Consider the following 24157-nt stretch of genomic DNA (forward strand, 5'->3'; position numbering starts at 1 on the left):
ACGTCACTGCCGCAACTTCCGCCCCAGGTACACAACGGCTCGCAACCCGGCCACATGATCGTGTGTGGCGACGACGCGCTCGGCCACCGGCTGGCCGGTGAGCTGCGTGAGGTCTACGGAGAACAGGTGACCCTCGTCGTCCCGCCCGTACGCGCGGAACGCAGGGACCCCGCGCCGCTCACCGGCCGTGGCCGCGCCTCCGCCCTCATGGGCCGGATGTCGGCGGTCATGGCCCGGACGTACGGCCCCGCGACCGGCGGCCCCGAGGCCCGGCCCGGTGACCCTGCGCTCCCGCGGCTCATCGAGACACCGGAACTCGACACGGAGGTTCTGGTCGAGGCGGGAGTGGCCGAGGCGGCGGCGCTCGCGCTCGTCCACGACGACGACGAGGTCAACATCAGGACAGCTCTCGCCGCGCGCCGCCTCAACCCCCAACTGCGCCTCGTCATCCGGCTCTACAACCGCAAACTCGGTCAACATCTCGAAGACCTGCTCGACCAGGCGGCGGCCGTCGCCGTCCCCGGCCTGGACATCGCCGCGCTCGACGCGTCCACCACCGTGCTCTCGGACGCCGACACCGCCGCGCCCGCGCTGGCGGCCACCGCCGTCGCGGGAACCAGCAAGATCGTCCGTGCCGACGGGCTGATGCTGCGGGCCGTGGAGCGCAACCCGCCGGGTCCCGGCGAGGTCGCCGACCCCGGTCTCTGCACGCTCGCCCTGCTGTCGTCGACGACCAACGACCCGGCGGGCGCCGAGGGTTCGGACAGCAGCGGCCACGACGGCCCCCGGCTGCTGCCCGACGACGCCAGCACGGCGGCGGCCACCGGCCGGGGCACCGTGGTCCTGGAGGCCGTCTCCCACGAGGGCGAGCCGCTGTCACGCCGCCGGACGACGGGGCGCGGGGCGCCGCTCGGTTCGCTCCTCTCCCGGCGGCTGCGCTGGTCGTTCGCCGGGATCGCCGCCGCTGTACTGGCCCTGGCCGTCGCCTCCTCGCTCACTCTCGACGACGACCCGCTGCACGCCACGTACATCGTCCTGCTCGATCTGTTCGCCATCGGAGACCCCGCCACCGGAGAGGACCTGGACCGCCAGATCATCCAACTCCTCTCCGGAGTGGCCGGGTTGCTGCTGCTGCCGGTGCTGCTCGCCGCCGTACTCGAAGCGCTCGGTACGTTCCGCAACGCGTCGGCCCTGCGCAGGCCACCCCGCGGGCTGTCCGGCCATATCGTGCTGCTCGGCCTCGGCAAGATCGGGAGCAGGGTGCTGGTACGGCTGCGTGAACTCGACATACCCGTCGTGTGCGTGGAGGAGGACCCCGAAGCGCGCGGTATCGCCCTCGCGCGGAGCCTGCGCGTGCCGACGGTGGTCGGCGACGTGACGCAGGAGGGCGTCCTGGAGGCGGCCAAGGTGCACCGGGCGCACGCCCTTCTCGCTCTCACCAGCGTCGATGTCACCAACCTCGAAGCGGCCCTGTACGCGCGGTCCGTCAAGCCGGACCTGCGGGTCGCCCTGCGGCTGTACGACGACGAGTTCGCCACCGCCGTCTACCGGACGCTGCGCGCGGCCCACCCCCGCGCACTCACCCGCAGCCGCAGTGTCTCCACGCTCGCCGCGCCGGCCTTCGCCATCGCCATGATGGGGCGTCAGATCCTCGGCGCGATCCCGGTCGAGCGCAAGGTGCTGCTGGTCGCGGCGATCGACGTGGCCGGACATCCGAGGCTCGAAGGGCGCACCGTCGCCGAGGTTTTCAGGCCCGGTGCCTGGCGGATCATCGCCCTGGACACGGCGGCGCCGGGGGACCGGCTGCCGGATCTCGCCGACACCCGCCGCGACCACGACGAGGACCGGACCGCCGGCCTGGTCTGGGACCTGCACCCCGGCTATGTGCTGCGCGCCCAGGACCGTGTCGTGCTGGCCGCGACCCGGCGGGGCCTGGCCGAGCTGATGGGCCGTCAGTCGGCCCCGCCCCGGCCCACGTCGTAGCGGTGGGTGCCGTGGATATCGGCCACCCCGTGCGTCTGTTCTCGCCGTACTGCGGACAGTGCCGGTCCGCGTAAGCCTCCGTCCTCCCGTACGTCACTCAACTGCCCTACTGTTCCCGTCACTTCACTCGTATGACGGGAAGGCCGGGAACATGGGAAGACTCATGCGTACGACAGTGGCCGCGAGCGCGGCCGGGGCGCTGGCGCTGGTGGGCGCGTTGAGCCAGGCGAGCACCGCCGTCGCCGACGAACAGCTGCCGTACTCCTCTTCCACCGGGGTCGGGGTCCACAACGCGTACGAGAAGACGACCTTCCCGTACTTCGCAGACGCGCTGGACTCCGGTGCCGGGATGCTCGAACTCGACGTGTGGACCAATGTGTTCGGCGCGTCGTGGCGGGTCTCGCACAGCAACCCGCTCGGCAGCAACAGCAACTGCGTCAACGCCGCCAACGCCGGTGAGCTCCGTACCAAGGCGCGCGACCAGGGGCTGCCCGGCTGCCTGAAGGACATGAAGGCCTGGCACGACGCCAACCCCGGCCACCGGCCCATCCTCGTCAAGATCGAGCTGAAGGACGGCTTCCAGGGCAACGGCGGACGCGGCCCCGCCGCGCTCGACGCGCTCCTCGGCTCCACACTCGGCGACGCCCTCTACCGGCCCGCCGACCTCGTGGGCGGCAGCGCGAACCTCGACAGCGCCGTCCAGGAGCGCGGCTGGCCGGCGCGCTCCGCTCTCGCGGGCAAGTTCATCTTCGAGTTGATCCCCGGCACCGTCGAGCAGCAGAACCCCCTCGACACCCTGTGGACCGACCGCGAGTACGCCATCCACCTGCGCGGCCTGGCAGCCGCCGGCCGGCTCGGCGAGGCGGCGGCCTTCCCCGCCGTACTCGGCGCCGCCGCCGGTGACCCCCGCACCCGCTACGCGGACGCCACACTCCGGCCGTGGTTCGTCGTCTTCGACGGCTCCGCGTCCGTCTACGCCCCCGAGGGCTTCGACGCCGCCTGGTACGACCAACGGCACTACCTGGTGGTCATGACGGACGCGCACGCGGTGGCGCCCGCCATCGACGGCACCAACCCGACGGAGGCACAGGCGCGCGACCGCGTCACGCTGCTCGCGGGACGGCACGCGAGCATCGTGTCGTCGGACTGGCACACGCTGCCGTCCGTGCTCTCCACGGTCGTGGCGCGCGGCGCGGGCCGCTAGACGGTGCCAGGGTTGCGCGGTCCCCCGGGCCGCGCGACCCGCCCCGGGGGGCAGATCCCCGCGACCGCCTCCTGTCGACCAGGACCACCGAGCCCGTCCGGAAGGCGAAGTCCGGGGAGGCCGGCCCCTGCCGAACTCCGCCTTCGCCGTGGCCCATTCCTCGTCCGTCAGCCCGTCAGCCCGTCAGCCCGTCAGCCCGTCGGGACGGTGGCCGTCCGGCCGTGCCGTGCGGTCGGACGCGCAGGTGCCGTGCGACATCGACGGCGCGGCAGCGGCGGTCGTTCCCGGCCCGGACCACCGGGGGAGGGACCGGTCGGAGGACGCGGCCCCGGCCGTCGGCGCGGCGAGAGGTCGGTGAGCGGGGTCCGGGCCGTCCGTGCCCGCGGCCATGACCGGCGTGGCGGGCAAGAGTCCGTACGCGGGCGAACAAAACGGCGCGCGTCGGCCCCCGGAACCGGCGACGACAACCCGGGGGACGCCTCTCCGGCGGGGACCCGGCCGACCCCCTACGTACCGAGCACCGTCTCCAGCGTGTCCGCCTCCGACGCCGGTTTGTCCTCGCGGTGGCGCACCACCCGCGCGAACCGCAGCGTCACCCCCGCCGGGTAGCGGGACGAGCGCTGGAGCCCGTCGTACGCGATCTCCACCACCAGCTCCGGACGCACCCGCACGGTGAAGCCGTCGTCCCGCACGGCCAGTTCCCGCAGCCGCGCCGTCTGCCACTCCAGCATCGCGTCCGTGAGGCCCTTGAACGTCTTGCCCAGCATCACGAACGAGCCGTCCGGCTTCCGGGCGCCCAGATGCAGATTCGACAGGCGGCCCGTGCGCCTGCCGTGGCCCCACTCGGCGGCCAGCACCACGAGATCCAGTGTGAGGACCGGTTTGACCTTCACCCAGCCGGCCCCGCGCCGGCCCGCGCTGTACGGGGTGTCGAGCGCCTTGACCACGACACCCTCGTGGCCCCGGTCCAGCGTGGCCCGCCAGAACTCCTCCGCCTCGGCGGTGTTGAGCGCGGCGTCCCCCTCCGGTGCGGACACCACCACCCGCCGCACCCGCATCCGTTCCGGGACCAGCCGGTCCAGCGTCGTACGGCGCTCGGCGTACGACAGGTCCAGCAGGTCCTCGCCGTCGGCGGCGAGCACGTCGAAGAAGACCGGGGACAGCGGTACGGCCGCTGCCGCCGCCCGCACGTCGGTGCGCGAACCGACCCGCCCGGCGACCTCCTGGAAGGGCCGGGGCCTGCCGTCCGGACCCAGGGCGATGACCTCCCCGTCCAGAATGAGACGGTCACCGTCCAGCGCCAGCGCGGCGGCCGTCACCTCGGGCAGCCGGTCGGTGATGTCGTCGAGGGTGCGGGTGTGGACCCGTACCGCGTCACCGTCCCGGTGGACCTGCACGCGGATCCCGTCCAGCTTCTCCTCCACGGCGCACGGCGCGAGCTTCTCCACCGCCTCGGCCAGGCTCCCCGCCGTTCGCGCGAGCATCGGGAGTACGGGGCGGCCCACGGTCAGCCGGAACTCGCCGAGCGCCTCGGGGCCGTCCGCCAGCAACCGTTCGGCGACGCTCCGCAGCGACCCCGCCAGCATCACCGCCCGGCGGACGGCCGCGGGCGGCGCGTCCGTCGCCCGCGCGAGCGCCTCCGAGGCGACGGCGTCCAGCGCGCCCTGGCGTACCTCACCGGAGAGCAGCGCGATCAGGAACCGCTGTTCCTCCTCGGTCGCCGCGCCCAGCAGGGACTGGACCAGCCGTCTGCGTTCGGTCTGCGAGCCCGGACCGGCGACGGCCGCGAGAGCGGTGACCGCGTCGTCCGCCTCGCGGATGGTCAGCGTCGCCGTGTCCGCCGCCGGTACGGCGTCCTTCAGCGAGTGCCAGCCGACACCGATCCGTCCCTGGGGCAGCCGGCCCGCCAGCCACGGGATCACGACCGGCACGTCGGCGGGCCCGGCCGCGCGGAAGAGTTCGGCCAGCAGGGCGATCTTCCGGGACCGCGCCGACGTCGCGGCGACCTCCTGTGAGACATGAGCGAGCGTGGCCAGCAGCATGCGCCCATCGTGCAACGGCCCGCGCCCGCGCGCCCCTCCGCGGCCGGCCGGCCGGTCGGCGCCCCGCCCCGCCCCGTGCCGTGCCGAACGGCGGACCGCACGCGGTTAACCTGGCAGTCCGGCCGACAGCGGAGGGGTGAGCCACGGTGCGAGGCGTGGACAGGGACAGGAGCGGCGACGGCGACCCCGGCCTCTTCGGCCCCGACTCGGTCGCCTGGCAGCTGCACAGCGACCCGATGATGTGGGTCGCCGGCGTCCGCGCGCTCTACCTCCAGGCCCTGCACCCGCGCGCCGTGCGCGGTGTCATACAGAACAGCGACTTCAGGCAGGACGCCTGGGGACGGCTGAGGCGTATCGCCAACTTCGTCGGCACCATCACCTACGGCACCACCGAGGCCGCAGAGGAGGCCGGCGCCCGCGTCCGCCGCGTCCACTCCCACATCATGGTCACCGACCCGGCGACGGGCGAGCGCTACGGCGTCGACGAGCCGGACCTGCTGCTCTGGGTGCACTGCGCCGAGGTCGACTCCTATCTGCACATCCTGCGCCGCTCCGGCCTGCCCATCAGCGACGCCCACGCCGACCGCTACATCGACGAACACCGCGAGAGCGCCCGCCTCGTGGGCCTCGACCCGGCGCGCGTGCCCGCCGACAGGGCCGAACTCACCGCGTACTTCGATCGGGTACGACCCCAGCTGGCCGGCGGCCCCGAGCCACGGGAGGTCGACGACTTCCTGCGCCGTCCGCCCGTGCATCCGCTGCTCGTCCCGGCCCGCGCGGTGCTGTGGCGCCGCGTCTCCGCCCTCGCGTACGACTCGCTGCCGGGCTACGCCCATGAGTTGTACGGCAGGGAAGCCCCGGCCCCAGGGCGTGTCACCCGCCGACTCGTCGTCACCGGGCGAGTCCTGCGCGCCATCCCCGGGTGGCTGCGCCGCCGCATCCCACCGGGCCACATCAGGGGCGCGATGGCCAGACTCGGGCACGACACCCGGCCCGCTCCACGCGAACTCGGGAGACAGGCTGCCAAACTCCGCAGACAGGCGGCCATACTGGACGGGCCGGGGAGGGCGCAGCGAGGCGACGGGGGCGACAGCGGGCGATGGCGGAAACGAGTCTGATCCAGGGCCGGTACCGGCTGCTCGATCTGATCGGGCGCGGGGGCATGGGCGAGGTGTGGCGGGCCCAGGACGAATCGCTCGGCCGGCACGTCGCCGTGAAGTGCCTCAAGCCGCTCGGTCCGCAGCAGGGTCACTCGTTCACCCGGGTGCTGCGCGAGCGCTTCCGCCGCGAGGCGCGGGTCGCCGCCGCCCTTCAGCACCGGGGTGTCACCGTCGTCCACGACTTCGGCGAGCACGACGGTGTGCTGTATCTGGTGATGGAGCTGCTGGAAGGCCGTAACCTCAGTCAGCTCCTGGAGGACAACAGGCAGGGCACGCTCCCGGTGCCGGACATCGTCGACATCGCCGAGCAGGTCGCGGACGCGCTCGCGTACACGCACGAACAGGGCATCGTCCACCGGGACTTGAAGCCCGCCAACATCGTGCGGCTGACCGACGGCGCGGTGAAGATCTGCGACTTCGGCATCGCGAGGCTCGGCCACGACATCGGCTTCACCTCCAAGCTCACCGGCACGGGCATCGCCATGGGCACCCCGCACTACATGTCGCCCGAGCAGATCGGCGGCGGTCACATAGACCATCGCAGCGATCTGTACTCGCTCGGCTGTGTCCTGTACGAGATCGCCACCGGCGTCCCGCCCTTCGACCTGGACGACGCGTGGGCCGTCCTGGTCGGGCACCGGGACACCGTGCCGCAGCCGTTGCGGAGCCACCGGTCGGAACTGCCCGAGTTCCTGGACCGGATAGTCCTCGACCTGCTGGCCAAGACGCCCGACGAGCGTCCGTCGGACGCGACCGCGCTGCGGCACCGGATCATCGCGGCCCGTTCCATCTCCGGCCGGGAAGGGCGGGAGGGCCGCCCGCCGGCCCTGCCGCCGATGTTCGCGCACCCGCCGTCCGCCGCCGGCTCCACGTCCCACGGGCACGCCGCCGGTGGTCCGGACGCACCGGGCTCCCGGCTGCCCTCCTGGACGTACGGCATGACCATCGGCCACAAGGCGACCGGCTCCGCCGGCCCGCGGTCCACACCGCCCGACCACACGGCCGGACTCACCGGCGAATGGACCACGCCGTCCGGACCGACGGGCGCGATGACCGGTGGGTACGCGCGCCCCGAGCGCCCCACGCCCTCGCCGGAACAGATCGCCGTGCTCAACAGCAGACACAGCGCGGGCCTCAGCCTGGGCAGGCTCGGCCGCTGGGACGAGGCGGGCGAGGTGCACCGCTCGGTCGCGGCCGAGCGGGAGCACGCGCTGGGGCCCGACCACCCGGACACCCTCGGCAGCCGCTACGAGGTCGGCTTCACGCTCAGCAGGACCGGCCGCACGGCGGACGCGCTGCGGGAGTTCGTCCGCGTCACGGAAGGCCGCGAGAGGGCGCTGGGCCCCGACCATCCGGAGACCCTGGCCGCGCGCCAGGAGACCGCGTACGTCCTCGGCCAGCTCGGCCGGCACTTCGAGGCGCACGAGGTGTACGCGGCGGTGCTCGCCTCCCGTGAACGCACCATGGGCGCCGACCACCCCGACACGCTGCGCTGCCGCCACAACCTCGCCTTCAACCTCAGCCGGCTCGGCCGGATCGAGGACTCGTACCGGATGGCGCTGGAGGTGGCGGCGGCGCGCACCAGGGTGCTCGGGGCCACCCACCCCGACACCCTGGTCACGCGGTACGAGGTCGCCTACGCGCTCGGCATGCTCGGCCGCTGGACGGAAGCGCTCCAGACGTACCGCGAGGTCGCCGTCGGCCGCGCCCACGCGCTCGGCGGCGACCACCCCGACAGCCTCGCGGCTCGCTACGAGGTCGGCATAAGCCTCGGCCGGCTCGGGCGCAGCGCCGAGGCCCTGGAGCTGTACCGCGGCCTCGTCGACGACCGCACCCGTGTGCACGGCCCCACCGACCCCGAGACGCTGCGCGCCCGGCACGGGCTGGGGGTGAACCTCGGCCGGCTCGCCCGCTGGGAGGAAGCCCTCGTGGAGTCCCGCGACGTGTGCGCGATCCGCGAACGCGTCCTGGGCCCCGACCACCCGGACACCCTCGTCAGCCGCCGCGAGGTCGCCGTCGGCCTCGGCTGGCTGGGCCGCTGGTCGGACGCCCTGGCGGTCTACCGCAGGGTGGCGGAGTCCCGCGAACGTGTCCTTGGCCCCGACCACCCCGACGCACTGGCCAGCCGCAACGACGAGGCGCACTGCCTCGAACAACTCGGCCGGGGCGGTGAGGCGGTGGAGCTCTACCGCCGGGTGGCGGCGCTGCGCCAGCAGCGGGAGGCGGGGCGGTACTAGGTCGTGTCTTCAACGTCCCGCCTGGCCCGCGACGGCTGGTGCGGCACCTCGCCGCGTTGTCGGAGTCGGCCGAGTACGCCCGGTACGAGGCCGGTCCTCCGCCTTGGGATGTACCGCACCAGCCGCCCGGGCCCCGCCCTGCGGGCGGACGGCGCTACTTTGAAGACACGACCTAGCCCGCCGATCGGGCCGGGCGGGCTTCGCACGACTGCCATACGCGTGTAACCCCTGGCCGTTGACCCCTCACCGCCCGCTTGCGACGATCACCCGCATGGCCGAACGTGTCCGGCAGCCCCCGCCCGTCGCTCCGAGTGAGCCGGCCGGCCCCCTCGTGGAGACAGGCGTCGGCGGCACCGGTGCCGTGCCCGGACCGTGTCCCGTGGGGGACGCGTCGCCCGTGGCGCGCTCGGGCGTGGTACGGGGCTCAGCGCGGCCTCCGTGGCGCGGTACACGGCCGAGCCGATCGCGCTCGGGTTGCTCCGCGAGCGGCGTCCGTCAGGTCCCGGCAGGGGCGGCCGGGGCGGTCGTGGTCGACGCCGTCCACCGGCGGCCGACCGGCCCGCGTACGGCACGGCCCGCGTGGGGGACGGCGCCACCCGCGCAAGGGTTTCCTCCACCCGTACGCAGAACATCGCCGCTCCGTCCGGCCGGGCGGGGACCCGGCACATGGACCCGGCGGTCACGGTGAGGGCGGCGGCGGCGGCGCGCGACGCCGCCGGGCGGGAGCGCGCCAACGCCGCACGCGCGCAGCGCGAGGTCTTGACCTCCACCGAGTACGTCACCGAGCACCCGGTCGTCCGCGTCCATCCGGAGACGGGTGAGCGCTCGCTGACCCTCGGCGGTTTCGTACGCCGCTTCGTCGGCTGGAACGCCGAGGACTCCCGCGACCTGCTCGGCATCCTCCAGCGCCATGTCACCCGCCTGGAGAACTCGGTCCGCTGGAACTGGCGGGAGGGCGACGTGGTGTTCTGGGACAACCGCGCCACGCAGCACTACGCGGTCGCCGACTACGGCGACCTGCCGCGCCGCGTCCAGCGGATCACCCTCGTGGGCGACGCGCCGAGGTCCGTGTCGGGCGCGACCAGCCGCGCGGTCACCGGTGACGACACGGAGTACAACACGGCGCTCGCCCGCACCGGCGACAGGCCGTCGGAGCCCTGACCAAGCCCCCACCGACGGGGCGCCCCTGAGGGCGGGGTCCCGTCCGGGCGGCAAACGTGTTACCAAGAGCCATGCCCGCACCCACCTCTCCCGCCCTCGCCTCCTACGACGCCGTGATCGTCGGCGGCGGCCACAACGGACTGGTCGCCGCCGCCTATCTCGCCAGGGCCGGGCGCACCGTCCTCGTCCTGGAACGCCTCGGACACACCGGCGGAGCCGCCGTCTCCACCCGCCCCTTCGCCGGTGTCGACGCGCGGCTCTCGCGCTACTCGTACCTGGTGTCGCTGCTGCCGCACAAGATCGTGGACGAGCTGGGGCTGCGGTTCGCCGTACGGAAGCGGACCGTCTCCTCGTACACACCCGCCGAGCGCGGCGGCAGGGCGACCGGACTCCTCGTGGGCGGCGGCGCCGACCGTACGAGGGAGTCGTTCACCGCCCTGACCGGGGGCGACGCCGAGTACGCGGCCTGGCAGTCGTTCTACGCCTCGACCCTCCGGGTCGCCGAACGCGTCTTCCCGACCCTCACCGAACCGCTGCCCGAGCGCGCCGAGTTGCGCGCCCGGATCGACGACGAGGCCGCCTGGCGCATGCTCTTCGAGGAACCGATCGGCGTCGCGATCGAGGACCGGTTCGCCGACGACCTCGTACGCGGTGTCGTCCTCACCGACGCGCTGATCGGCACCTTCGCCGACGCCCACGACCCCTCCCTCCTACAGAACCGCTGCTTCCTCTACCACGTGGTGGGCGGCGGCACCGGTGACTGGGACGTGCCCGTCGGCGGCATGGGCGCGCTCACCGACGCCCTCGCCGGCGCGGCACGCGCGGCGGGCGCGGAGATCGTCACCGGCCACGAGGCGACCCGCGTCGAGACGGACGGCAGCCGCGCCGAGGTCACCTTCCGTACGGAGGCGGGCGACACCGGGAGCGTCGCCGCGCGCCACGTCCTGGTCAACGCCTCCCCGCAGGCGCTCGCCGCCCTGCTCGGCGACGCGCCGCCCGCGTCGGCCGCGGAGGGGGCCCAGCTGAAGGTCAACATGCTGCTGCGCCGGCTGCCGCGGCTGCGCGACCGGAGCGTCGACCCGCGCGACGCGTTCGCCGGGACGTTCCACATCGCGGAGGGCTACGGGCAGTTGGCGACGGCGTACGAGGAGGCGGCCGGTGGCCGGCTGCCGTCGGCGCCGCCCTCCGAGATCTACTGCCACTCGCTGACCGACCCGTCGATCCTGTCGCCGGAGCTGGCCGCGCGGGGCTATCAGACCCTCACTCTCTTCGGACTGCACACGCCCGCGCGGCTGTTCGCCGCGGACAACGACGCCGTACGCGACGAGCTGCTCAAGGCGACCCTGGACCAGCTCGACGCCCACCTGGCCGAGCCGATCGCCGACTGTCTGGCGGTCGACGGCGAGGGGCGGCCCTGTATCGAGGCGAAGACGCCCCTGGACCTCGAACGTGAACTGCGGCTGCCCGGCGGCCACATCTTCCACCGCGACCTCGCCTTCCCGTACGCCACGGCCGACACGGGCCGCTGGGGCGTCGAGACGGCGCACGCGAACGTGCTGCTGTGCGGCGCGGGCGCTGTACGAGGCGGCGGAGTCAGCGGTGTACCCGGCCACAACGCGGCGATGGCGGTGCTTGAGTCGAACGGCTGATATCTCGTTTGTCCCCTTCGGGCTCCGGGTGCGCGCAGTCGGCGGCAGCGCCGCCGTGGGCGTCGACGTCGGCGCGGAGAAGATGGTCGCCGGGATCGCGAAGACGCCGTTCCGCGTCTACCCCGAACGCGCGGTGCTCGGTTTCTCCCCCTTCACCGGGCAGGCGTTCCTGCACAACGCGATCACCTTCGGCTTCGGCGCCGTTCTGGTGAAGTTCTTCGACGTGTCCAGCGGCTCGACCGGCTGTTCGACACGGTGGGCCGCGGACCGGTGATCGCGGGGACGTACATCCTCGTGGGGCTGCTGCTCCACGTCACCGCCTGGTTCTTCGGCGAGGGCCGGCTCGGCACGACGATCAGTTCGCCGACACGCTCCAGCCGTCCAACTCGACGCGGGCCGCGTCCCCGTGCCGCGAGTCGTCGAACACCGTACGACCGCCGTCCTCGACCCGCAGTCCGTCCACATAGGCGCCACGGCCGACGTACGGTCCGCCGGTCACGTACCGCCAGCGCAGCCGCACGCGTCGCCCGCGCCAGTCGGCGAGGTCGGCGTGGAGCCGGTGCCAGACACGCCCCGACCAGCCCGAGACCGCGCCCGTCGGACGCGCCGTGCCGGCCTCCTGACCGGAGGGCGTGGTCGTGAACGGCACCGGCAGCCACTCGGTGCCGGTGCCGGTGCCGGTGCCGGAGCCGTCGGACGCCTCCAGGACCAGGACATCGGTGACGGGCTCCGTGTCCCACCACAGGGAGCACCGCACCCGGCCCTCCCCGGTGGCGACGCGCAGCGCGGGCAGCGTGAGCGTGGCGGTGGTGCCGGCGGCCATGCCCGAGAACCAGGCGGTCCGGCCCCTTCCGGGTGCGACGGGCACGGCGCGCGCCACCTGGTCGGCGGCGGCGACCCGTGGAGCGCTGCCCGACCGCCAACCGCGCACCGGATGAACGGAGTTGCCCAGCACCACGAGGAACGAGTCGGTCGTCGGATCGAGGACGAGACTGGTCCCGGTGAAGCCGGTGTGCCCAGCCGTACGCGGCGTGGCCATGGCCCCCATGTACCAGTGCTGGTAGAGCTCGAAGCCCAGACCGTGCTCGTCACCGGGGAAGTCCGTGTTGAAGTCGGTGAACATCAGCTCCACCGACGCCGGGCGCAGGATCCTCGCCCGGCCGTACGTCCCGCCGTTGAGGAGCGTACGGCCCAGGACCGCCAGGTCCCACGCGCACGAGAAGACGCCGGCGTGACCGGCGACGCCGTCGAAGCCGAACGCGTTCTCGTCGTGCACCTCGCCCCACACGAGACCTCGGTCGAGCCCCGACCACGGCTGCCGCGAGTCCTCCGTGGCCGCGATCTTCGGCCGCCAGGACGCGGGCGGGTTGAAGCGGGTGCGGTGCATGCCGAGGGGAGCGGTGATCTCCTCACGCAGCAGCACGTCCAGGGCGCGCCCGGTGATCTTCTCCAGGACGAGCTGAAGGGAGATCAGATTGAGGTCGGAGTACCGGTAGACGCCGCCCGGCGGGCTCGTGGGCGCCTCGTCCCACAGCTTCCGGAGCTTCCCCTCCCGTGTCGGCTCCCGATAGAGCGGGATCCAGGCGGCGAAGCCAGAGGTGTGCGTCAGCAACTGGCGGACCGTGACGTCCTGCTTGCCCGCGCCGCTGAAGTCGGGGAGGTACGAGGCGACGCGCTCCTCCAGGACCAGCGCCCCGCGCTCGATCTGCTGCACGGCAAGGATCGAGGTGAAGAGTTTGGAGACGGACGCCAGGTCGAAGACGGTGTCCTCGGCCATCGCGATCTGCCGGCCGGCCGGGAACTCGACACCGGTGTCGGTCGCCTCGTCGTACGCCGAGTAGCGCACGGCCTTGCCGATGGCGCGGTGCAGCGCGACCGTGCCGCCGCGCCCGGCGAGCAGGACGGCGCCCGCGTACCAGGGGTGCTTCGGTGCGGGCGCCAGGAACCGTTCGGCGTCGGTGACCAGTCGCTCCAGCGGGCCCGGCAGCAGCCCGGCGCGCGCGGGGGAGCCGCGCCGCAGCGTCGGCGACGGCCGTCCGGCACCGGAGCCGGTACCGGAGCGGCCGGACGAACCCGAGCCCGCGGGGCCGGACGACCCCGCGCCCGCCCCTATGGCGGTGGCCGCGTCGGCGAACGGGATCGGCGCCAGCGCGAGCGCACCGCCCAGCGCCAGTACGCCCCCGCCCAGCCTCCGCCGGCTGATCCCGCCGCCCGCCGCGTCCCCGCTCATCCGGCACACCCCTCTGACGCTCCGTCCGAAACCATCCGCCGCCCGAGGTTACTGGTACGGGCCCCGCTTCGTACGGCCCACGACGGGGCCGCTCACCGCGCGGGCACCTGGCACCTCTGGCAGCGTGAGGCGTATGACGACGCGTACCGGGATCCGTTCGCTGTGGTCCCGGTGGACCGTGGTCGTACCGCTGCTCGCCCTGGTGGCGCTGGTGCTCAGCTGGGGCCGCGACCTGCCGGGCTACGCGGTCGCCCTGGTGGCCCTGCTCCTCGCGGGCGCCGTACTCGCCGCCGTGCACCACGCCGAGGTCGTCGCGCACCGGGTCGGCGAGCCGTTCGGCTCACTCGTGCTCGCCGTCGCCGTCACCGTCATCGAGGTCGCGCTCATCGTCACCCTGATGGTCGACGGCGGCGCCAAGAGCTCCACCCTCGCCAGGGACACCGTCTTCGCCGCCGTCATGATCACGTGCAACGGCATCATCGGCATCTCCCTGATCGTCGGCGCCCTCCGCAGCCGGGTCACCGTCTTCAACGCCGAGGGCTCCGGCGGCGCGCTGGCCACGGTCGCGACGCTCGCCACGCTCAGCCTGGTCTTTCCGACCTTCACCACGAGCAAACCGGGAGCCCAGTTCTCCACGGACCAGCTCACGTTCGCCGCGATCGCCTCCCTCGGTCTGTACGGGCTGTTCGTCGCCATGCAGACGGTCCGTCACCGCGACTACTTCCTGCCCCTCACCCAGGAGGGTGAGATCAAGGAGGTGGACGAGCACGCGCCGCTGCCCACCCGTCGCGCGACGACGCTGAGCGCGGTGATGCTCGTCGTGGCGCTGGTCGCCGTCGTCGGCGACGCGAAAGCGGTCTCGCCCACCATCGAGTCGGGCGTGGAGTCGGCCGGGATGCCGCACGCCGTGGTGGGTGTGATCATCGCCCTGCTCGTCCTGGCGCCGGAGACCCTGGCGGCCGTCCGGGCGGCGCGCCGCGAGCGGGTGCAGACCAGCCTCAACCTCGCGCTCGGCTCGGCCATGGCCAGCATCGGCCTGACGATCCCCGCCATCGCGCTCGCCACCATCTGGCTGGACGGGCCGCTCGTCCTCGGCCTGAGCGCCACCCATATGGTGCTGCTCGCGCTCACCGTCGTCGTGGGCGCGCTCACGGTCGTGCCGGGACGGGCGACCCTGCTCCAGGGCGGCGTCCACATGGCGATCTTCGCGGCGTTCGTCTTCCTCGCCGTCAGCCCGTAAACCCGACCGCCCCGTTCACCCGTGCGTGTCGCCGCCGCCGGCCGACTTCCTTACAGGTCAGGGCAGTTGCCGGGGCCATCGCCCGCCCACCCCTAGTTCACGACGGCAGTTGGACCCTGGTAGGGGTGTACCCAGCAACACCCCAGACCTGGGTCATACGCCCAGTGCGCAGCCGTCGGACGGTGCGTAACTTCATAACCCGTGGCACAGAGAGTGTCCGACCGGAAGGCCCGTCCGACTGAGGGCCGATCTCACCCCATGGCACGGCGCGGGAACATGCCGAGCCCCTTCCCCATGTCCTGATCCCCCCCAGACCGGGAGTACACCTCGTGGCCACGTTTCTCTACAAACTCGGACGGTTGGCGTTCCGGCGCCGGATCTATGTCGTGCTCATGTGGGTGGCGGTGCTGGCCCTGTCCGGCGTCGGCGCCGCGTCCGCGCCCACCGCGGCGTCCAGCTTCGCCATTCCGGGGACGGAGGCGCAGAAGGCCTTCGACCTGATCGACGAGCGCTTCCCCGGCAGCAGCGTCGACGGTGCGGTCGCCCGGGTCGTCTTCAAGGCGCCGGACGGCGAGAAGATGACCGCGCCCGAGAACAAGGCCGCGGTCGAGAAGGTCGTCAAGGACCTGCCTGCCGGTTCGGACCAGATCGGGCAGGTCACCGACCCGTACACGGCCAACGCCGTCTCCCAGGACGGCTCGACGGCCTACGTCGCGGTCTCGTACAAGGTCACCACGCTTGAGCTGACCGACGACACACGCACCTCGCTGGAGGACATCGGGGCCGACGCCCGTAAGTCCGGCCTGACGGTCGAGATCGGTGGCGACGCGCTCCAGGCCATCCCCGCCGCCGGAGCCACCGAGTCCATCGGCGTCGCCGTGGCGGCGGTCGTGCTCGTCATCACCTTCGGTTCGCTGATCGCGGCGGGACTGCCGCTGATCACCGCCCTCGTCGGCGTCGGCATCAGTGTCTCGGTCATCACCGCGCTCGCCGGCGTGATGGATTTCGACTCCACCACCAGCGTTCTCGCGATGATGATCGGTCTCGCCGTCGGCATCGACTACGCGCTGTTCATCGTCTCCCGTTACCGCGCGGAGCTGGCCGAGGGGCATGAACCCGAGGACGCCGCCGGACGGGCGGCCGGTACCGCCGGATCCGCCGTGTTCTTCGCGGGCCTCACCGTCGTCATCGCGCTCGTCGGTCTCGCCGTCGTCAACATCCCGATGCTCACCAAGATGGGTCTCGCGGCGGCCGGCACGGTCGTCATCGCCGTCCTCGTCGCCCTGACGCTCGTCCCGGCCGTGCTGGGATTCGCCGGCAAGCGCGTGCTGGGCAGGAAGGCGCGCAAGAGGCAGGAACGCGAACAGGCCGCGTCCTCCCACGGCAAGCCCAACATGGGCACCCGCTGGGCCAACTTCGTCCTGCGCCGCCCCGCCGCCGTGGTCCTGGTGGGAGTCGTCGGCCTCGGTGTCGCCGCGGTCCCGGCAGCCTCGCTGGAGATGGGTCTGCCCGACAACGGCTCGCAGCCGACCAGCACCACCCAGCGCAAGGCGTACGACCTGCTCTCCGACGCCTTCGGGCCCGGCTTCAACGGCCCGCTGGTGGTCGTCGTGGACGTCAAGGGCGACGCCGACGCCAAGCGGACGGTCGATCAGGTCTCCGGCGCGATCAAGGACGTGAAGGACGTCGTCGCCGTCACCCCCGCCACGTTCAACGAGGCCGGTGACACCGCGATGATCACGGCGGTCCCGAAGGACCGTCCCTCGTCGGTCGAGACGGAGGACCTGGTCCACGCCGTCCGCGACGCGGGCGGTGAGGTCGCCTCGCAGAGCGGGGTGAAGGTCCTGGTCACCGGCGCCACCGCGCTGAACACCGACTTCTCCGAGAAGATGAACGACGCGCTGCTGCCCTACCTGGCGGTCGTCGTGGGCCTGGCGTTCCTGCTCCTGATGCTGATCTTCCGGTCGATCCTCGTACCGCTCAAGGCGGCCCTCGGCTTCCTGCTCTCGGTCCTCGCCGCGCTCGGCGCCGTGGTCGCGGTCTTCCAGTGGGGCTGGCTCTCGGACTTCTTCGGTATCGAGCAGACCGGTCCGGTCATGTCGATGGTGCCGATCTTCATGGTGGGTACGGTCTTCGGTCTCGCCATGGACTACGAGGTCTTCCTGGTCACCCGGATGCGTGAGGCGTACGTCCACGGGGAGCAGCCGAAGCAGGCGATCACGACCGGCTTCCGGCACGGGGCGCGCGTCGTCACCGCCGCCGCGGTGATCATGATGGCGGTCTTCGCGGGCTTCGCCGGCTCCAGCGAGTCCATGATCAAGCTGATCGGCTTCTCGCTGGCGGTCGCGGTCTTCTTCGACGCCTTCGTGGTCCGGATGGCCATCGTGCCGGCGGTGCTCGCGCTGCTCGGTGACAAGGCGTGGTGGCTGCCGCGCTGGCTGGACCGGATCCTGCCGAACGTGGACGTGGAGGGCGACCAGCTGCGGAAGAAGCTGGAGCGTGAGTCGCAGCGCCCGGGGCCGGACAACGATTCGGACTGGAACAGGGGAATGGCGCGAGTCTGACCTGACGTCTCCTCGATCGCCGGCCGGGCTCTCGGAGCCCGGCCGGCGATCGAGGCGTTTGTCGAGGCGTCGAGGGCCAGTGCGCGGCTCAACGGCCGTACGGTGCGCTCACGTTCGCGGCGGCGAACCGAACGCCGCCCGAACGCCGCCGGGCCGCTCACGGCGTCCTGAGGTCCACGATCCGCTTGATCTTGCCCACCGAGCGCTCCAGCGTCTCCGGATCCACCACCTCGACCGCCACCGAGACCCCGATCCCGTCCTTCACCGCCGTCGCGATCGTCCGCGCGGCGGCCGTGCGCTGCTCCGGCGTCGCCCCCGCCCGTGCCTCCGCCCGTACCGTCAGGGCGTCCATCCGGCCGTCGCGGGTGAGCCGCAGCTGGAAGTGCGGGGCGACGCCCGCCGTACGCAGCACGATCTCCTCGATCTGCGTCGGGAACAGATTCACCCCGCGCAGGATCACCATGTCGTCGCTGCGCCCGGTGACCTTCTCCATCCGCCGGAACACCCGCGCCGTGCCCGGCAGCAGCCGCGTCAGGTCGCGCGTGCGGTAACGGATCACCGGCATCGCCTCCTTGGTGAGGGAGGTGAAGACCAGCTCGCCCTCCTCGCCCTCCGGCAGCACCTCACCGGTGAACGGGTCGACGACCTCCGGATAGAAGTGGTCCTCCCAGATGTGCAGCCCGTCCTTCGTCTCGACGCACTCCTGCGCCACACCGGGGCCCATCACCTCGGAGAGCCCGTATATGTCCACGGCGTCGATGGCGAACCGCTCCTCGATCTCCCGCCGCATCTCCTGCGTCCACGGCTCGGCCCCGAAGATGCCGACCTTCAGGGAGGTCGCCCGGGGATCGACGCCCTGGCGTTCGAACTCGTCCAGCAGCGTCAGCATGTACGAGGGCGTCACCATGATGACCTCGGGCCGGAAGTCGGTGATCAGCTGGATCTGCCGCGCGGTCATGCCGCCGGACGCCGGGATGACGGTGCAGCCGAGCCGCTCGGCTCCGTAGTGGGCGCCCAGACCGCCGGTGAACAGGCCGTATCCGTAGGCCACATGGACCTTGTGGCCGGGCCGGCCGCCGGCCGCCCGGATGGAGCGGGCCACCACGTCGGCCCAGTTGTCCAGATCCCCTCGCGTGTAGCCGACCACGGTGGGGCGGCCCGTGGTGCCGCTGGACGCGTGGATACGGCGGACGTCCGCCTGGTCGACGGCGAACATCCCGAAGGGATAGTTGTCCCGCAGATCGGTCTTGGCGGTGAAGGGGAAGCGGGCGAGATCGGCGAGCGAGCGGCAGTCGTCGGGCCGCAGCCCGGCGGCGTCGAACGACTCACGGTAGAACGGCACGTTCTCGTACGCGTGCCGCAGCGTCGCCCGCAGCCTCGTGAGCTGCAGCCCTTCCAGCTCGTCCCGGCCGAGCAGTTCCCCGGCGTCCAGCTGAACCGTCATGGCTGACTCTCCGACTCTTCCGTACCGACCGACCGACCGACCGGCCGACCGTCGATCCGTCGAGCATTTCGGACGACCGATCATTCGGTTGATCTTCTTCTCGCCCAGTAATCCAGCCCTCCGGACGGGCGTCAAGGCTCCGGACGTGTCCCGTACCCGGATCCGAAACCGGGGAACCGGTCATCCGTCCGCCGGGCGGCCCGATGCGGGCCTCCGCCCACCGCCACCCGGCGCAAGAGGTCCGGTCAGGTGCCCGAGGCGTCCTCCCGGGGCGCGGGAACGGCTCGCGCGCCCGGCCGCGTTGAGCGCGGTCGAACGCGCGTCCGGCAGCCGTCCCGGTCTCAACTGGGCCTCACCGCAAGGGCGTTGGGGACGGCCGGTGCAGCGGCCTGTCCGGGACCGGGAACGATCGATAGTCTGGCCCCGGACGACGAACCGGGAGGAGCGGGACGTGGCTGAGAGCACCACCACCCAGCAGCCGTTGGCGGGCTGGGACAAGCCGGAGCTGGACCTGAGCAAGGCTGACTGGCGTTCCAGCAGCCAGGGCACGGGAGACGTCCAGATCGCCTTCGTCGAAGGGTTCATCGCGATGCGCAACGGCGGCAAGCCGGAGAATCCCTCACTGATCTTCAGCCCCGCCGAGTGGCGGGCCTTCGTACTCAACGCCCGCGACGGGGAGTTCGACCTCACCTGACCGCACCCCGCGTCCCACCCCCGGCGAGCCCCAGGGTCCCGGGTCGCCGGGGTCCCGCGGAGACGTACCATGGCCGCATGTCCTTCCTCCGCCGCCGCAGCGCCGCCACACCAGCGGGCCCGGACTTCGACGTCCTGGCCATGGACCCGGGTGACTGGCCCGGGAATCTGGGCGCCGGCCTGCTGCCCGCCCCCGACGGCAGCTGTCAGGGTGTCTTCCTGCGGTACGACCTGTTCGGCGGACGCGGCCCGGCGATGATCATCGGCAATCTGCCCGAGGGATCACCGGCCCGCGAGCTGGAGGACGGCCAGATCCCCTTCGAGGTCGCGCAGCTGCTGATCGCCCTGGAGAACGAGGAGCAGGTCGACGTCGTCAGCACGGAGGACGTGCCGGTGATGCAGGGCGACAACCTGCTCATCGTGCGCCGGCTGAAGCTCTCCGAAAGCCGTATCGCCTGCGTGCAGTTCGACCGCAGCGACAACGTCCTCGTCACCATCGCCAGCTGGGACCGGCCGATCACCGACGATCTCTACGCGCTGCTGAAGCCGCTGCCCGCGGAGCTCTTCCAGCAGGGCTGAGCGGCACGGGGCCGAGAACCGCCCCCGATGCGATACCGGGCGAGACCCCGGCAGACCGGAACACGCTCCCGCACCCCCCGCCTCGCGGCAGGAAAATTGACTGCCGCGAGGTTTTGTCATCTGCCTTGCCAATTCAGTCATCGGACTTTTAACGTCTGCCGCATGACTCAGGGCATCACCCGCAGAACCACGATGAAGTCCGCCCTCGGCGTAACCAGTGCTCTCGCGCTGGGTGTTCCTGCTCTGGCCGGTAGGGCCGCAGCCGCCGACCCCTCCGATGAATTGACGCTCTGGTACGCGAAGCCCGCCGCCAGCTGGGAGCGCGAGAGCCTCCCCATCGGCAGCGGCGCGCTCGGCGCCTGCATCTACGGAACCCTCGCCTCCGAGCGACTGGTCCTCAACGAGAAGACCCTGTGGACGGGCGGCCCCGGCGCCCCCGGCTACGACCACGGCAACTGGACCAGCCCGAGACCCGGTGTGCTGCGCGGGATCCAGGACCGTATCGACGCCGAAGGGTCCATGACCCCGGAGGCCGTCGCGGCCGAGCTGGGCCAGCCCAAGCACAGCTTCGGCTCCTACAACGTCTTCGGCGACCTGCTGATCGACGTCCCCGGAGCGCCCGGTGCCCCCGACTCCTCCTACCGCCGCGCCCTGGACATCGGTACCGCCCTCGCCACGGTCTCGTACGCCCACCAAGGCGCCACGTACACACGGGAGTTCTTCGCCTCCCACCCCGGCGAGGTCATCGCCGGCCGGTTCGCCGCCGACCAGCCGGGCAAGATCGGCTTCACCCTCCGCTACACCTCTCCCCGCAACGACTTCACGGCCACCGCGAGCGGCGACCGGCTCACGATCAAGGGCAAGCTCCAGAACAACGGGCTGCTCTTCGAGGGCCAGATCCGCGTGCGTACCCAGGGCGGCAGCGTCACCGCCGGGAACGGCACCCTCACCGTCAGCGGCGCCGACAGCGCCTGGTTCGTCCTCGCGGCCGGCACCGACTACGCCGACACCTACCCCGACTACCGCACCGACGACCCTCACGGCGCGGTCACCGACGCCGTCGACCGGGCGGCCGGCCGCTCCTACGACGACCTGCGCACCGAGCATGTCGACGACTACCAGGGGCTGTTCGACCGGGTGTCGCTCGACATCGGCCAGCAGCTGCCGGACCTGCCGACCGACCAGCTCCTCACCCGGTACACCGGTGGCACGGGCGCCGCCGACAAGGCGCTCGAAGCGCTGTACTTCCAGTACGGCCGGTATCTGCTCATCGCCTCGTCGCGGTCCGGCTCGCTGCCCGCGAACCTCCAGGGCGTGTGGAACAACGTCACCAACCCGCCCTGGGACGCGGACTACCACGTCAACATCAACCTCCAGATGAACTACTGGCTCGCCGAGGTCACCAACCTGGCCGAGACCACCGTGCCGTACGACAGGTACGTCGACTCGATGCGCGAACCGGGCCGCACCACCGCCCGGGAGATCTTCGAGACGGCCGGCTGGGTGGTGAACAACGAGACCAACCCGTACGGCTTCACGGGCCTGCACCAGTACCCGCAGTCGTTCTGGTTCCCGGAAGCCGGCGCCTGGCTCACCCAGCAGATGTACGACCACTACCGCTTCAACGCCTCTACGGACTATCTGCGCTCCACCGCCTACCCCGTGATGAAGGAGACCGCCGAGTTCTGGCTCGGCTTCCTGCGGGTCGATCCCCGCGACGGGAAGCTCGTCGTCACCCCCAGCTACTCGCCCGAGAACGGCGACTTCACGGCCGGCGCGGCGATGTCGCAGCAGATCGTGCACGACCTGTTCACCAACACGCTGGAGGCCGCGGAGACCCTCGGCGACGACCCCCGGTTCCGCAGGCGGCTCCGGCTGGCATTGCGCCAGCTCGACCCCGGACTGCGTATCGGCTCGTGGGGACAGCTCCAGGAGTGGAAGGAGGACCTGGACGACCCGAACAACGACCACCGGCACGTCTCGCACCTCTTCGGCCTGCACCCCGGCCGGCAGATCGAGGTCGGAACCGAATGGGCCGACGCCGCCAAGGTCTCCCTCACCGCGCGCGGTGACGGCGGCACGGGCTGGAGCAAGGCATGGAAGATCAACTTCTGGGCGCGGCTGCGGGACGGCGACCACGCGCACAAGATGCTCACCGAGCAGCTCAAGAGCTCCACGCTGCCGAACCTCTGGGACACCCACCCGCCGTTCCAGATCGACGGCAACTTCGGCGCCTCCTCCGGTGTCGCCGAGATGCTGCTCCAGAGCCAGCACGGCCCCATCGAGGTCCTGCCGGCCCTGCCCGCGTCCTGGCCCGACGGCTCCGTCTCCGGGCTGCGGGCACGCGGCGGCGCCACCCTGGACATCACCTGGGCGGCGGGGAAGGCGAGCCGGATCGTCCTCACGGCGAGCCGTACCGGTGAGCTGACCCTGCGCAGCACCCTGCTGCCCCGCGGCGAGAAGAAGTTCCGTGCCACGGCGGGCCAGGTCTACGAATTCACAGCGGGCCGCGGCCGGCACTGACGGCACGCGGTACGAGGGGCCTCGTCCGGCCAGCGGCGGCAGCCGGGCGGGGCCCCGCCGTCTCGCGGTACGGGGCCCCGCCCCGTACCGACGGCTCCGCGCCCCTGCGGATGTCGGCGACGTCCCGCAAGATGGAACAAGGTCCGGGGCACTCCAGCCGGCCGCTCGCCGGTGTGGGACCTCCGCCGAGCGAAGGGGCAGCATGGACAGTAACGATCTGACGCCCGAGGTCCTGCGGAAACTGCGGCAGCCGAGGTCGTACCCGGCGGTGTCCCTGACAATGCCCACCCATCGGCACGAGCCGCTGAACGACCAGGACCCGGTGCGCCTGCGCAACGTCCTCTCCGAGGCCGCGCACCGCATGGAGGCCGACCCGGACGTGCCCAAGGCGACACGGCAAGCGGTCAGGGTGCAGCTCGACCGGGCGGTGGCCGAGGTGGATCTGCGCCACAAGCTCGACGGGCTGCTGATCCTCGCCGACGCCCAGGAACACCAGGTCTGGTACCTGCCCCGCGAGACGCCCGAGTCGGTCGTCGTCAGCGACACCTATCTCACCCGGAACCTGGTCGCCGCCACCGCCCAGCTGCACCGCTACTGGGTGCTGAGCGTGGCCGCCGACCGCGCGACGCTGTGGAACGGCGTCGGCGACTCCCTGCACGAGCACCGCGCCGACGGCTTCCCCATGACGCCTCCCGAGGAGACGTGGGACGTCGAGCGCGAGGAGCGGATCGGCGACACGCCGAGCACCTTCATGGACGAGGAGACCCGTAAGTTCCTGCGGTCGGTGGACGACGCCTTCACGGCCGTGCTGGCGTCGCGCCCGCGCCCGTTCCATCTGGTCGGCGTCGCCCCCGCGCTCGCCCTGCTGGAGGACGCGGGCAGCACGGCGAGGTCCGCCGCGGGCCGGCTGGCCAAGGGCGGTCTGACCGACGGCCCGGCCCATGTGCTGGGCAGGGCGGTCCGGCCCGTCGTCGAGGCGTACGCGCGGAACGAGGAGCGGGAGGTCCTGGTCCGGCTGGACGACGCCAGGGGCAGGCATACCTTCGCGGCCGGGCTGGACGAGGTGTGGGAGGCGGTACGGGAGAGGCGCGCCGGCCTGGTGGCGGTGGAGGAGCACTTCCAGCGGTCCGCCAGGGTCAGCGAAGGACATCTGGTCCCGGTCGACGGCGAGGACGGTGCGGCCCTCGGCCGTGAGGTGCAGGACGACATCGTCGACGAACTGGTCGAGACGGCACTGGACGGCGGCGCGCAGGTCGTGTTCCTGGACGACGACGTACTCGCCGGGCACCACCGGATCGCGGCGGCGCTGCGCTACTGACCCGCTCCCGCGCGCGGGAGAACGAGTACGGGTGCCACCGGCCCGTGGGGAGCCGGACGCCCGTCAAGGACAAGAGCGAGGCGCCACCGGCCCCCCACAGGCCGGTGGCGCCCGTCGCCCTACGAGGGCC

Annotated in this window: 15 protein-coding genes and 1 pseudogene; 13 read left to right on the forward strand and 3 right to left on the reverse strand. The window is 72.3% G+C overall.

The features are described from left to right. Nucleotides 1-54 precede the first annotated feature (54 nt). Both P3L51_RS00185 and P3L51_RS00190 read left to right on the forward strand, forming a co-directional pair. Entirely contained in the window at nucleotides 55-1983 is a 1929-nt protein-coding gene (locus P3L51_RS00185; RefSeq protein ID WP_354602998.1) for an NAD-binding protein, read from the forward strand. A gap of 163 nt (nucleotides 1984-2146) precedes the next feature. Continuing rightward, nucleotides 2147-3187 carry a phosphatidylinositol-specific phospholipase C domain-containing protein gene (locus tag P3L51_RS00190; protein ID WP_354602903.1) on the forward strand — a complete coding sequence of 347 codons (1041 nt, stop codon included), beginning with the start codon at nucleotides 2147-2149 and terminating at the stop codon, nucleotides 3185-3187. Nucleotides 3188-3693: 506 nt separating this feature from the next. On the opposite strand, the gene P3L51_RS00195 is transcribed toward P3L51_RS00190, so the two are convergent. Continuing rightward, on the reverse strand, nucleotides 3694-5229 hold the full coding sequence (locus P3L51_RS00195; protein ID WP_354602904.1) for an ATP-dependent DNA ligase: 1536 nt from the start codon (nucleotides 5227-5229) through the stop codon (nucleotides 3694-3696). Nucleotides 5230-5384: 155 nt separating this feature from the next. Here P3L51_RS00195 and P3L51_RS00200 point away from each other — a divergent pair, with 155 nt between their 5' ends. From P3L51_RS00200 to P3L51_RS00220, 5 genes and pseudogenes are all read left to right on the forward strand, one after another. Next, nucleotides 5385-6347, forward strand: a complete 963-nt coding sequence (locus P3L51_RS00200; protein ID WP_354602905.1) for an oxygenase MpaB family protein — start codon at nucleotides 5385-5387, stop codon at nucleotides 6345-6347. After that, nucleotides 6329-8626, forward strand: a complete 2298-nt coding sequence (locus P3L51_RS00205; protein ID WP_354602906.1) for a serine/threonine-protein kinase — start codon at nucleotides 6329-6331, stop codon at nucleotides 8624-8626. Before P3L51_RS00200 ends, P3L51_RS00205 begins: the two co-directional genes overlap by 19 nt. Nucleotides 8627-9064: 438 nt before the next feature. Further along, nucleotides 9065-9787: a TauD/TfdA dioxygenase family protein gene (locus tag P3L51_RS00210; RefSeq protein ID WP_354602907.1), complete on the forward strand. Its 723-nt coding sequence runs from the start codon at nucleotides 9065-9067 to the stop codon at nucleotides 9785-9787. A 71-nt stretch (nucleotides 9788-9858) separates the two neighbouring features. Beyond that, complete coding sequence (locus tag P3L51_RS00215; protein ID WP_354602908.1) at nucleotides 9859-11436, forward strand: phytoene desaturase family protein; 1578 nt, start codon at nucleotides 9859-9861, stop codon at nucleotides 11434-11436. A 94-nt stretch (nucleotides 11437-11530) separates the two neighbouring features. After that, nucleotides 11531-11790 (forward strand): annotated as a pseudogene (locus P3L51_RS00220) (MFS transporter); the annotation flags it as partial. Between the two features lies 1 nt (nucleotide 11791). Here the strand turns inward: P3L51_RS00220 and P3L51_RS00225 are convergent. Then, nucleotides 11792-13666, reverse strand: coding sequence for a serine hydrolase domain-containing protein (locus tag P3L51_RS00225; RefSeq protein WP_354602909.1), 1875 nt, complete (start codon nucleotides 13664-13666; stop codon nucleotides 11792-11794). A 133-nt stretch (nucleotides 13667-13799) separates the two neighbouring features. On the opposite strand from P3L51_RS00225, the gene P3L51_RS00230 reads away from it, so the two are divergent. Both P3L51_RS00230 and P3L51_RS00235 read left to right on the forward strand, forming a co-directional pair. Further along, nucleotides 13800-14906: a calcium:cation antiporter gene (locus tag P3L51_RS00230; protein WP_354602910.1), complete on the forward strand. Its 1107-nt coding sequence runs from the start codon at nucleotides 13800-13802 to the stop codon at nucleotides 14904-14906. Nucleotides 14907-15235: 329 nt separating this feature from the next. Further along, nucleotides 15236-17470 (forward strand): MMPL family transporter, encoded by a 2235-nt coding sequence (locus P3L51_RS00235; protein ID WP_354602911.1) that lies wholly within the window; start codon nucleotides 15236-15238, stop codon nucleotides 17468-17470. 157 nt (nucleotides 17471-17627) lie between these two features. Here P3L51_RS00235 and paaK read toward each other — a convergent pair whose 3' ends face one another. Then, nucleotides 17628-18914 carry a phenylacetate--CoA ligase PaaK gene (gene paaK / locus P3L51_RS00240; RefSeq protein WP_354602912.1) on the reverse strand — a complete coding sequence of 429 codons (1287 nt, stop codon included), beginning with the start codon at nucleotides 18912-18914 and terminating at the stop codon, nucleotides 17628-17630. 451 nt (nucleotides 18915-19365) lie between these two features. Here paaK and P3L51_RS00245 point away from each other — a divergent pair, with 451 nt between their 5' ends. The 4 genes from P3L51_RS00245 (at nucleotide 19366) to P3L51_RS00260 (ending at nucleotide 24027) form a co-directional block, all read left to right on the forward strand. Next, the gene (locus P3L51_RS00245; protein ID WP_023543626.1) at nucleotides 19366-19608 is read left to right on the forward strand and encodes a DUF397 domain-containing protein; all 243 of its coding nucleotides are present in this window, start codon (nucleotides 19366-19368) and stop codon (nucleotides 19606-19608) included. A gap of 77 nt (nucleotides 19609-19685) precedes the next feature. After that, nucleotides 19686-20186: a hypothetical protein gene (locus P3L51_RS00250; protein ID WP_189105770.1), complete on the forward strand. Its 501-nt coding sequence runs from the start codon at nucleotides 19686-19688 to the stop codon at nucleotides 20184-20186. Between the two features lie 192 nt (nucleotides 20187-20378). After that, the gene (locus P3L51_RS00255; protein ID WP_354602999.1) at nucleotides 20379-22709 is read left to right on the forward strand and encodes a glycoside hydrolase family 95 protein; all 2331 of its coding nucleotides are present in this window, start codon (nucleotides 20379-20381) and stop codon (nucleotides 22707-22709) included. Nucleotides 22710-22911: 202 nt separating this feature from the next. Continuing rightward, complete coding sequence (locus P3L51_RS00260; RefSeq protein ID WP_354602913.1) at nucleotides 22912-24027, forward strand: baeRF3 domain-containing protein; 1116 nt, start codon at nucleotides 22912-22914, stop codon at nucleotides 24025-24027. Nucleotides 24028-24157 lie beyond the last annotated feature (130 nt).

The sequence above is a fragment of the Streptomyces panacea genome (genome assembly GCF_040560175.1).
GTDB lineage: Bacteria > Actinomycetota > Actinomycetes > Streptomycetales > Streptomycetaceae > Streptomyces > Streptomyces panacea.